Source organism: Leclercia adecarboxylata, assembly GCF_035787115.1.
GTDB lineage: Bacteria > Pseudomonadota > Gammaproteobacteria > Enterobacterales > Enterobacteriaceae > Enterobacter > Enterobacter adecarboxylatus_E.
This window is the reverse complement of the sequence record NZ_JALKTL010000002.1, coordinates 386,148-397,218: the sequence shown is the minus strand read 5'-3', so window position 1 is coordinate 397,218 and position 11,071 is coordinate 386,148. Positions and strand designations below refer to the sequence as shown.

Genomic DNA, 11,071 nt, shown 5'->3' with positions numbered 1-11,071 from the left:
GGGGGCCAGTCTCCCGTCTTTTTATTTCTTGTGGTTAAGCGAATGAAAAATTTGGTTTTTATTTTCCTGCTGTTCAGCCAGAGCGCCCTGGCGAACTGCTGGAATAACGCGGGGCATCGCTATCACGTCGATCCCTGGCTTCTGTTTGCCATTGCCAAAGTGGAGTCCGGCATGAACCCCCGGGCGGTGGGCTGGAACCGGGATGGCACGCGGGACGTCGGGCTGATGCAGATTAACAGCGCGCACTTTCCGGCGCTGCAGCGCGTCGGTATCGACGAGTACCGCCTGATGCGCGAGCCCTGTACCTCCGTTATGGTCGGAGCCTCGATCCTCTCGGCGATGATTCGGGTGTACGGTTACAACTGGGAGGCAGTGGGGGCGTATAACGCGGGGTTAAAGAAAGAGAACTACCCGCAGCGGATGCTTTACGCTCATAAAGTGTGGCAGAAATACCAGCAGCTGACGTATCGCCGCCAGCGTTCATCAACGATGTAACTTACCGTGATCCCGCAGCCATGCTGCGGTGCGCATAATACCCTCATCCAGCGTCACCAGCGGCTTATAGCCCAGCTCACTCTCCGCGCGTTGCGTATCGAGGGTAAAGTCAAAGTTCAGTTTCGACACGCCATAGTGGGTTAACGCAGGCTCTTTGGCGGCTTTATTGCCCAGACGTTCCATGCTGCGGGCAATGATATCCAGCATCGGGTAGGGCACGGAGCGGATCCGGCAGTGAATGTTCAGCTCGTCAATAAGCCGCTGCACAATGCTGCGCAACGAGCGCGGTTCGCCGTTGGTGATGTTGTACGCCCGCCCGGACGGCAGCCCGTCGCATTCGTGCTGGCTGGCCAGCCACATGGCATGAATGGCGTTGTCGTAATAGGTCATATCCACCAGCGCATCCCCACCGCGCGGCAGCAGCACGCTGCCGTAGTGATGCATCATCTGTGCCAGACGCGGAATAAACACTTTGTCGTGCGGACCAAACAGGCTCTGCGGACGCAGGATGGTAAAGCGGGTGTGCGGGTTGGACTGCGCCAGCAGATCGATCACCTCTTCGCTGGCGGCCTTGCTGCGGGCAAACTCGCAGGCGAAGCGCGCCGGACGGAAATCTTCCTGAATATCGCGATGGTGATGGTAGTCGAAGTAGAGCGACGGCGAGGAGATATGCACGAAGTTGCGCACGCCCCAGGCGACGGACCATTCGCCCAGACGGCGGGTGGCGCGCACGTTCGCCAGATCGAAGGCTTCCTGAGTGCCCCACGGGGAGGTAAAACTGGAGCAGTGCCACAGCGTATCGATGCCGGCGAGCATCACTTTTGCCTGGGAAGAGACCAGTTCCGTCAGGTCGGCATGGACAAACTCTGCGCCCATTTTTTGCAGCAATTTACCCATCGCTTCATTACGACCGGTGGCCCGGACGCTGACGCCTTTATTGCGCAAAAACTCCACCGCATTGCGGCCTAAGCCGCTGGTGGCGCCGGTAACCAGTACCTTCATATCGATCCACTGTATTGAAAGAATTTCGTGCGCATTCTTCCGTGAATTACGCCTGTATGCAATGGGAAACGTGAAAGATTCGGAGTTTAAATCAGACTTTTTCTGGGTTTTGTTCTGCCAGAAAAGCAATACGCCGCGCCATACCCCGAAAGATAAACAGGTGCGCCGGGATCATCAGCAGCCAGTAGAACAGACCCGGCATACCGTGGGGGTGCCACCAGGCGCGCACGTCCAGCTCCCGGTGGTCGCCTTTGTCCTTCAGGGTAAAGCACAAACGCCCGAGGCCGGGGGCCTTCATGCCAAACAGCAGCGCCAGCTGCTTCTCTGGCTCAACGATGATCACCTTCCAGCTGTCGACGGCATCGCCGGTTTGCAGGTATGGCGCGGCCGGGCGGCCTTTCGCCAGCTTATGCCCGACCAGCAGGTCCATCATCCCCCGGGTTTGCCACAGGACGTTACCAAAGAAGTAGCGCTCTTTGCCGCCGATCTGGTTCACCACCTGCCACAGGGCGCGCAGGCTGGCGGTGGTTTTTACCGTATATCCGGCCTGTTTCGGGTAGTAACCATATTCCGGACGCCAGCGGGCGAAGGCCTGGGCGTCGTAGCCCCAGTCGCTGGAGTTCACCAGCTTCTCTTCCTCTTTCAGCGTATTGCGTACCGCGTCATCAAAAGGGATTAATCTTTGCGGGATCAATGCCCGCAGTTCGCGATCATCCGCCAGCAGATCGTGTTTCAGCCCCTGGATTAACGCTTTGGCCGTGGTGGGCGGCACCGAGGTGATGACATTTAAAAACCACACCGAGATCCAGCGGGTCGGGAAGGGGATGGGGATCAGCGGACGGCGGCGACCGCTCACCCGCATAAAGTGTTCGAACTGCTGCTGGTAGCTCAGCACCTCGGGGCCGGCGGCCTCCAGCACCCGGTGCGCTGTGGCCGGGTGATCGAGAAGCGCCACCAGGTAGTGCAGCAGGTTTTCCAGCGCTATCGGCGTGGTGCGCGAGCGCACCCAACGCGGCGGCGTCAGCACCGGCAGGTTGTAGACCATGTCGCGCATTACCTCGAAGGCGGCCGACCCGGCGCCAACGATGATCCCGGCCCGCAGTTCGGTAAGCGGGATCCCGGCGCTGCGCAGCGTGTCGGCGGTGAGCTGCCGGGCACGAAGATGGTCGGACTGCTCATGTTCCGGGGCCTGCAACGAACTGAGGAAGATAATCTGCCTGACCGGATGTTCCAGCAGCAGGTCACGCACGTTCATCGCCACCTGGCGCTCGTGGGCGATAAAATCCCCCCCTTCGCCCATGCTGTGTACCAGATAGTAAAGGGTATCCACCCCCTCAAGCAGCGCGGCCAGCGTCTGCGGCCAGGTGAGGTCGATGGCATGACAGGTCACGCCAGGCAGATTCTGCTTTTCCAGGCGCTCAATGCCGCGTGCCGCTGCCCGTACCTGATGCCCGCGTGCGCTCAGGGCGGCCACCAGATGTTGACCGATATACCCGCTGGCACCCAGCACCAGAATACGTTGCGGCACGAGAGCTCCTTAGCGCTGTAAAAACGCCTGCCAGTGAGCAACCACCTCTGCCAGCTGCGCGCGGTTCACATCGAGATGCATCACCAGACGTACCACCGGCGAGGCGTTAATCAGCACGCCGCGCGCCTTCATAAACTCGCCCAACGCCGCCGCGTGCTCTTCCCCGACGCGGACAAACAGCATGTTAGTATCATGGCGCATCACGTCGGCACCGATCTCCCGCAGCTGGCTCGCCATCCACGCGGCGTTGTCGTGATCCTCTTTCAGGCGGACAACGTTGTTTTTCAGGGCATACAGCCCCGCCGCGGCGAGGATCCCGGCCTGGCGCATGCCACCGCCGGTCATTTTGCGCCAGCGGTTTGCGCGCTTAATGTAGTCGGCGTTGCCCACCAGCAGGGAGCCCACCGGCGTGCCCAGCCCTTTGGAGAGACAAATGGTGAACGAGTCGCAATATTGCGTAATATCTTTCAGCTCGCAGCCATACGCCACCACGGCGTTAAAAATGCGTGCGCCATCGACGTGCAGCCCCAGTTTGCGCTCGCGGGTAAATTCCCACGCCGCTTTCAGGTAGTCGCGCGGCAGCACTTTGCCGTTATGGGTGTTTTCGATGCTGAGGAGTTTTGTGCGGGCGAAGTGGATGTCGTCGGCTTTGATTTTGGCGGCGACCTTGTCCAGCGGCAGGGAGCCGTCGGCGGCGGCATCAATTGGCTGCGGCTGAATACTGCCGAGCACCGCTGCGCCACCGGCTTCGTACAGGTAGTTATGCGCACCCTGACCAACGATATACTCTTCGCCGCGCTCACAGTGGCTGAGCAGGGCCACGAGATTCGCCTGGGTGCCGGTTGGCAGGAACAGCGCCGCCTCTTTACCACTGAGTTCAGCGGCATAACGCTGAAGTTCATTAACGGTCGGGTCGTCGCCATAGACGTCGTCCCCGACCGGCGCGGCCAGCATCTCTTCCAGCATGGCGCGCGTCGGGCGGGTCACGGTATCACTACGTAAGTCGATCATTTCACATCCCTATAGTTTTAAAGGTGATGTGAAATGTTTTACCTGAGCCAGTTGGTTTTGGCTAGCTCCAGAACTTCGTCACCGCGGCCGCTGATAATGGCGCGCAGCATGTACAGGCTAAAGCCCTTCGCCTGCTCCAGTTTGATCTGCGGCGGAATGGCCAGCTCCTCTTTGGCGACCACCACATCCACCAGCACCGGGCCTGGGGTGGCAAAGGCGCGCGTAAGAGCCTCATCTACCTCAGACGCCTTCTCCACGCGAATACCGGTGATGCCGCAGGCTTCGGCGATGGCAGCGAAGTTGGTGTCGTGCAGATCCGTACCGTCGGTGAGATAACCACCCGCTTTCATTTCCATCGCCACAAAGCCCAGCACGCTGTTGTTAAAGACGATGATTTTGATCGGCAGCTTCATCTGCGCCACCGAGAGGAAATCCCCCATCAGCATGCTGAACCCGCCGTCGCCGCACATTGCCACCACCTGACGATCCGGCGCGGTGGCTTTCGCCCCCAGCGCCTGCGGCATGGCGTTAGCCATCGAGCCGTGGTTAAACGAGCCCAGCAGGCGGCGCTTGCCGTTCATTTTCAGGTAGCGGGCCGCCCAGACGGTAGGGGTGCCAACGTCGCAGGTGAAGATGGCGTCCTCGTCGGCGTAACGGCTGATCTGCTGGGCCAGATACTGCGGGTGCAGCGCTTTGTCGCCGGGTTTCGCCAGATCGTCCAGCCCTTTGCGGGCATCGCGATAGTCGCTGAGGGCCTTATCAAGGAAGGTGCGATCGGTTTTTTCCTCCAGCAGCGGCATAAGTGCGGCGAGGGTCGCTTTGATGTCGCCCACCAGCGCCATGTCCACTTTGCTGTGTGCCCCGATGCTGGCGGGGTTGATGTCGATCTGGATGATTTTGGCGTCGGTGGGGTAAAACGCGCGATAGGGGAACTGCGTGCCCAGCAGCACCAGGGTATCGGCGTTCATCATGGTGTGGAACCCTGACGAGAAGCCGATCAGCCCGGTCATCCCGACGTCGTATGGGTTATCGTACTCCACATGCTCTTTGCCGCGCAGGGCGTGAACTATCGGCGCCTTAAGGGTACCGGCAAATTCCAGCAGCTCGTCATGGGCACCGGCGCAGCCGCTGCCGCACATCAGGGCGATATTGCTGGAGTAGCGCAGCAGCTGGGCCAGTTTTTTCAGCTCGGCGAGGGCGGGCGTCACCACCGGCTGGGGCGCCGGATACCAGTGGGTGCTGGCCTGCTCCGGCGCCGGTTTCAGCGCCACGTCGCCCGGCAGAACGATCACCGAGACGCCGCGCTTGAGAATGGCGTTGCGCATCGCCAGGGCCAGTACCTGGGGGATCTGTTCCGGCGACGAGACCAGTTCACAGTAGTGGCTGCATTCACGGAACAGCTCCTGAGGATGCGTCTCCTGAAAATAGCCGCTGCCGATTTCGCTCGAGGGGATGTGTGCCGCGATGGCCAGCACCGGGACATGGTTGCGATGACAATCAAACAGACCGTTAATCAGGTGCAGGTTGCCCGGCCCGCAGGATCCGGCGCAGACCGCCAGTTCACCGGTAAGCTGCGCCTCGGCCCCGGCGGCGAACGCGGCGACCTCCTCATGGCGGGTCGGCATCCATTCGATGGTGCCCATCCGGTTCAGGCTGTCGCTCAGACCGTTAAGGGAATCTCCGGTGACACCCCAGATTCGCTTAACCCCCGCCTGTTCCAGCATTTTCGCAATATAGTTCGCCACGGTTTGTTTCATGGTAGTCCGTCTCCTCGATGTGATAACGCTTTCAAGCTTAGATGAAACTCACCGCTATGCCTGTTTAATCCCCCTGATTATTAGTTGCTTTCAATGTGCAATATTTCGTCATACTCTGCGGGGTAGCTGATAAAAAAATGGAGTTAATTCAGATGGTTAAATCATTGTTAATGGCTGTTAATAAAACGCTAACACAGGAAGATTTTGGCAAACTGTTGCTGCGACTGGCAGTAGGGGGATTAATGCTGTTTCACGGTCTGCATAAGGCTATTGACGGAGTGGGGGGCATTGCAGGAATGCTGGTGGCGAAAGGGCTGCCGGGCTTTATCGCGTATGGCGTGTTGATTGGTGAGGTGGTGGCGCCGATCCTGATTATCCTCGGCATTCTTACCCGTCCGTCGGCGCTGGTGCTGGCCTTTACCATGGTAGTGGCGTGGCTGATGGTAGGCACCGGGAAAACCTTCGCGCTGGATGCGGTAGGGGCCTGGGCAATTGAGAGCCTGGTCTATTTCTTTGTGGGTGCGCTGGCAGTGGCGTTTTTAGGGGCTGGGCGGTATTCGGTGGTAAGCGATCCAGTCTGGAAGTAACGCCGGGCGGCACTGCGTTTGCCCGGCTTACGGATTCATTGCACGTTGTGGGTTTTGTAGGCCCGGCAGCGCCACCGGGCTTTTTCATCACGCCAGAACCAAATCCCCCTGCGGATGACAGGAGCAGGCCAGCACGTAGCCTTCCGCCACTTCGGCATCCGTCAGCGTCATGGTGCTGGTGACGGTATAGTTCCCGTCCACCACCTTCGTTTTACAGCAGCCGCACACGCCTGCGCGACAGGCGGCCACCACCGGCACGTTATTACTCTCCAGCGCCTCCAGCAGCGTGCTGCCCACGCGGCCAAAGAAGGTCTTTGCCGGCTGCAGTTTGGTGAATTTCAACCCGCTGGCGGCAGCTTCTGCTACCGGCGTAAAGAACTGTTCTTTGAAGAAGCGGGTGACGCCCAGCGCTTTGACCTCTTGCTCAACGATCTCCATGTACGGCGCCGGACCGCAGGTCATCACGGTGCGGGAGGCGATGTCCGGCACGCTTTGCAGCAGCTCGCGGCTCAGGCGTCCGGCGACAAAGCCCTCTGTGGCGTTGTTCTCGGCCACCAGGGTAACCGGATAATTACGCCATTCGTCGGCAAAAATCACATCCTGCGGCGAACGCACGCTGAAGATCACCTCCACGTCGGCCTGCGGACGGTTCTTCGCCAGCCAGCGGCGCATCGACATCACCGGGGTCACGCCGCAGCCGGCGGCCAGCAGCAGGAATTTATCTTCCGGCTTATCGTCACAGGTGAAATCCCCCTGTGCGTCGGACAGCCAGATGTAATCCCCGCGCTTCACATCGTGCGTCAGCCACTGCGAGCCCGCCCCCTTATCAATGCGGCGGACTGTCAGCGTAATGTATTCGCTGATGCCGGGCGTTGAGGAGATCGTGTACGCCCGCAGCGTCTCTGCGGAGTTACGCACGCTGACCAGCGCATACTGTCCGGCACGGTACGGATAATAGTCGTGGCAGAGCAACGAAATTGTCCAGACATCCGGCGTTTGCTGGTGGATGTGATGAACCTGCATCCGCCATGGGCACTGATGGGTTGGCATCGTCATACTTATACTCCTTACGCGCTCAGCAGTTGCTTCATGTCATCTTCAACGGTGGTCACGGAACGCAGACCAAACTTCTCGTTGAGGACCGCCAGCAGATCCGGGGTAAAGAAGCCGGGTGCGGTTGGGCCGGTAACAATGTTTTTCACGCCCAGCGAGAGCAGGGTCAGCAGGATCACAATCGCTTTCTGTTCGAACCAGGAGAGCACCAGCGACAGCGGCAGGTCGTTTACGCCACAGCCCAGTTTTTCTGCCAGGGTGACGGCCAGGATGATGGCCGAGTACGCATCGTTGCACTGGCCGGCATCGATAAGACGCGGCAGCCCTTCGATATCGCCGAACTCCAGCTTGTTAAAACGATACTTACCGCACGCCAGGGTCAGGATCAGGCAGTCGTCCGGGACGCTGGTGGCAAAGTCCGTGAAGTAGTTACGTTCGCCGCGCGCCCCGTCACAGCCGCCCACCAGGAAGATGTGACGCAGTTTTTCGCGGCTCACCAGGTCAATCAGGGAATCGGCGGCACCCAGCAGGGTCTGACGGCCAAAGCCAACGGTGATCAGGTGTGGGATTTCGCTGTACGGGAAGCCCGCCATCTGCTGTGCCTGGGCGATAACCGGACCAAAGTCGTCGCCTTCAAGGTGGCTTACGCCCGGCCAGCCGACGATGCTGCGAGTCCAGATACGGTCATCGTAGGCGCCAACGGTTGGGTCGATGATGCAGTTTGAGGTCATCACGATGGGGCCAGGGAAACGGGCAAATTCTACCTGCTGGTTCTGCCAGCCGCTGCCGTAGTTACCGATCAGATGTTTGAATTTGCGCAGCTCAGGGTAACCGTGGGCGGGCAGCATCTCGCCGTGGGTGTAGACGTTAACGCCGGTGCCGTCGGTCTGCTCCAGCAGGTTGTAGAGATCTTTCAGGTCGTGACCGGAGATCAGGATGCACTTGCCTTCAGTCGCCTTAACGTTGACCTGAGTCGGGGTCGGGTGACCGTATTTGGTGGTTTCACCGGCGTCCAGAATGCTCATTACTTTGAAGTTCATCTGGCCGATTTCCATGGAACACTCCAGCAGGGCGTTCATGTCGGCAGGCCAGGTTCCCAGCCACGCCATAATCTTGTGATACTGGGCGTAGATGTCGTTGTCGTACTGATCCAGAACGTGGGCGTGTTCCATATAGGCTGCGGCGCCCTTCAGGCCGTACAGGCACAGCAGACGCAGGCCGAGGATGTTCTCGCCAATAGCGGCTTTGTCTTTGTTCGGAGTAAATTCCGCCGCCTGGCGCTGCAGGTCGCCCAGGTCATCGCTGATCAGCTGCAGGTCAGCCATTGGGTTAGCGACACGAGCGCTGGCATCCACGTTGAGGCACTGGGCTTTCAGGGCTTCACGCAGGGCAATGGCTTCGCGGGCGTAGCCCACAATGCGCGGAGAGTCGAAGTTAACGTTCGTCAGGGTTGAGAAAAACGCACGCGGGGCGAAGTTATCAACGTAGTGATCGATAATGCCATATTCCCGGGCTTTTACTGCCCATGCGGATAAACCCTGCAGGGAAGCAATCAGTAAATCCTGCAGATCGGAGGTTTCTGCGGTTTTACCGCACATGCCCTGTGCGTAAGAGCAGCCATTGCCGGCTGGGGTACGGATGGTTTGTTCACATTGCACACAAAACATAATCACACCTGTTAAAGTTATATTTGAGATACATGTTTAAGGTTATGCCTGTGGCGATACGGTGGAAAGTGCTTTCTGCTACAAAATAGAGGGATGTTGATTTAGCGCAATTTTGGCGGCAGCGGGCTACCGCCAAAGAAGTATCAGGCTGAGAAAAACGCCATCAGGACGGGCACCAGCAGGCTTAAAATAAAGCCATGCACGATGGCGGCAGGGACCATCTCCAGCCCGCCCGAGCGTTGCAGAACCGGCAGGGTAAAGTCCATTGAGGTGGCGCCGCACAGACCCAGCGCCGTGGAGCGACTGCGGCGCACCAGTCCCGGGATCAGCATAATGGCGATCAGCTCGCGTCCAAGATCGTTAAAGAAGGCGGCGCTGCCAATCACCGGGCCGAAGGATTCGGTTAACAAAATGCCGGAGAGAGAATACCAGCCGAAACCGGAGGCCATCGCCAGGGCGGTATTGAGCGGCAGATCGAGAATAAAGGCATTAATCACTCCGCCAATGAGCGAACTGCCCACCACCGCCACCGCCACCATCATGCCGCGACGGTTGAGAACGATCTGCTTCAGGGTCATACCATTATTTCGCAGCTGAATACCAATCAGGAACAGCAGGAAGATGAGCGTATATTCGCTGGCTTCGGTGGCATGCTGTAAAAAAGCGAACCCCGTCAGCCCCAGCAGAAAACCGAGCACCACCACGCCGCACAATTTTAATGACTCCAGCGCCATGGCAATGCGCGAGGGTAATTTTTCCTGATGGTGATGGTTTTTCCACGGCATAGTGCGCTCCAGCCAGAACAGGGCCGCGATATTGCAGAGCAAAATAACCGCCATCGTAATAATGGAGTAATGCAGGATAGAGAGCAGATTGGTGGCCAGATTATCGAGGAAGGCGAGACTGATCCCCATAAAAAAGAGGATGACGTAGACAATCCAGCTTAGTAAGCGGTTGATCAGTTTTAACGCTGACAGCTGACGAAGAGGAATGAGGTAGCCCACGACCAGTGGGAGAAGAATGATTAAGAGTCCTGAAAACATGAACAACCGGTCCTTTATTTGAGTGGCGCTGAGACACTACCCAATTAAGGCTGTTCAGTAAAGGCGGAAAAGGGGAGCCGGTGCGGTTTAAAGCCGGGCGGCGCTGGCGCTGGCCCGGCCTGGGTTTTGTTGGCCGGGTAAGACGAAGCCGCTACCCGGCACCACAACGCACAGGAAATTAATCGTGTTTTTCCAGCAGGGTGCGGTACAGCACGCCGCCGAGGATCCCGCCAACAATCGGCATTACCCAGAACAGCCACAGCTGCTGCAGCGCCCAGCCCCCCTGGAAGATGGCCACCGCGGTGCTGCGCGCCGGGTTAACGGAGGTGTTGGTCACCGGAATGCTGATCAGATGGATCAGGGTCAGCGCCAGACCAATCGCAAGAGGTGCGAAACCCGCCGGAGCCTGTTTGTCGGTGGCACCGTGGATCACCAGCAGGAAGCCTGCGGTCAGCACGATTTCAATCACGATGGCAGAGAGCATAGAGAAGCCGCCCGGGGAGTGTTCGCCAAAACCGTTCGAGGCGAAACCGCTCGCGGTGGCGTCAAAGCCCGCTTTACCGCTGGCAATAACATACAGAATGGCAGCAGCGATAATCCCGCCTACCACCTGGGCAATAATATAGCCAAGGATCTCTCTGGCCGGAAAACGACCGCCAGCCCATAAACCCAGAGTCACCGCCGGATTAAAATGGCCGCCGGAAATATGGCCCACGGCATACGCCATGGTTAATACCGTTAAGCCGAAGGCCAGTGAAACACCGACAAAACCAATCCCTAATTCCGGGAATGCGGCTGCCAGAACAGCACTGCCGCAGCCGCCAAAGACCAGCCAGAATGTACCAAAACATTCAGCCGCTAATTTTCTGAACATATCCACCTCTGTAAAAGTAATACCCTGCGGCTATTTAACGCGCAGTGTTATTTA

General features: G+C 58.6%; 10 protein-coding genes. 2 read left to right on the top strand and 8 right to left on the bottom strand.

The annotated features are described in order from the left end of the window. Positions 1 to 42: 42 nt before the first annotated feature. Positions 43 to 495, top strand: a complete 453-nt coding sequence (iagB, locus tag MXM41_RS09300; RefSeq protein ID WP_325931454.1) for a type III secretion system invasion protein IagB — start codon at positions 43 to 45, stop codon at positions 493 to 495. Here iagB and MXM41_RS09295 read toward each other — a convergent pair. The 4 genes from MXM41_RS09295 to poxB all read right to left on the bottom strand — a co-directional run bounded on the left by MXM41_RS09295 (position 484) and on the right by poxB (position 5,793). Continuing rightward, entirely contained in the window at positions 484 to 1,497 is a 1,014-nt protein-coding gene (locus tag MXM41_RS09295) for an NAD(P)-dependent oxidoreductase (protein WP_325931452.1), read from the bottom strand. The two genes, iagB and MXM41_RS09295, sit on opposite strands and share 12 nt — an antisense overlap. A gap of 91 nt (positions 1,498 to 1,588) precedes the next feature. Next, on the bottom strand, positions 1,589 to 3,025 hold the full coding sequence (locus tag MXM41_RS09290) for an SDR family oxidoreductase (protein WP_325931450.1): 1,437 nt from the start codon (positions 3,023 to 3,025) through the stop codon (positions 1,589 to 1,591). Between the two features lie 9 nt (positions 3,026 to 3,034). After that, positions 3,035 to 4,036, bottom strand: coding sequence for a low-specificity L-threonine aldolase (gene ltaE / locus MXM41_RS09285; protein WP_325931447.1), 1,002 nt, complete (start codon positions 4,034 to 4,036; stop codon positions 3,035 to 3,037). A 38-nt stretch (positions 4,037 to 4,074) separates the two neighbouring features. Then, positions 4,075 to 5,793: a ubiquinone-dependent pyruvate dehydrogenase gene (gene poxB, locus MXM41_RS09280; RefSeq protein ID WP_325931445.1), complete on the bottom strand. Its 1,719-nt coding sequence runs from the start codon at positions 5,791 to 5,793 to the stop codon at positions 4,075 to 4,077. Between the two features lie 152 nt (positions 5,794 to 5,945). On the opposite strand from poxB, the gene MXM41_RS09275 reads away from it, so the two are divergent. Next, the gene (locus MXM41_RS09275) at positions 5,946 to 6,380 is read left to right on the top strand and encodes a DoxX family protein (RefSeq protein WP_325931443.1); all 435 of its coding nucleotides are present in this window, start codon (positions 5,946 to 5,948) and stop codon (positions 6,378 to 6,380) included. Positions 6,381 to 6,467: 87 nt separating this feature from the next. On the opposite strand, the gene hcr is transcribed toward MXM41_RS09275, so the two are convergent. From hcr to aqpZ, 4 genes are all read right to left on the bottom strand, one after another. Next, positions 6,468 to 7,436: an NADH oxidoreductase gene (gene hcr / locus MXM41_RS09270; RefSeq protein ID WP_325931441.1), complete on the bottom strand. Its 969-nt coding sequence runs from the start codon at positions 7,434 to 7,436 to the stop codon at positions 6,468 to 6,470. 11 nt (positions 7,437 to 7,447) lie between these two features. Continuing rightward, positions 7,448 to 9,100, bottom strand: a complete 1,653-nt coding sequence (hcp, locus tag MXM41_RS09265; protein ID WP_325931440.1) for a hydroxylamine reductase — start codon at positions 9,098 to 9,100, stop codon at positions 7,448 to 7,450. A 143-nt stretch (positions 9,101 to 9,243) separates the two neighbouring features. Beyond that, positions 9,244 to 10,143 (bottom strand): lysine exporter LysO family protein, encoded by a 900-nt coding sequence (locus MXM41_RS09260; protein WP_325931437.1) that lies wholly within the window; start codon positions 10,141 to 10,143, stop codon positions 9,244 to 9,246. 178 nt (positions 10,144 to 10,321) lie between these two features. Beyond that, positions 10,322 to 11,017, bottom strand: a complete 696-nt coding sequence (gene aqpZ / locus MXM41_RS09255; RefSeq protein WP_325931435.1) for an aquaporin Z — start codon at positions 11,015 to 11,017, stop codon at positions 10,322 to 10,324. Positions 11,018 to 11,071: the final 54 nt, after the last annotated feature.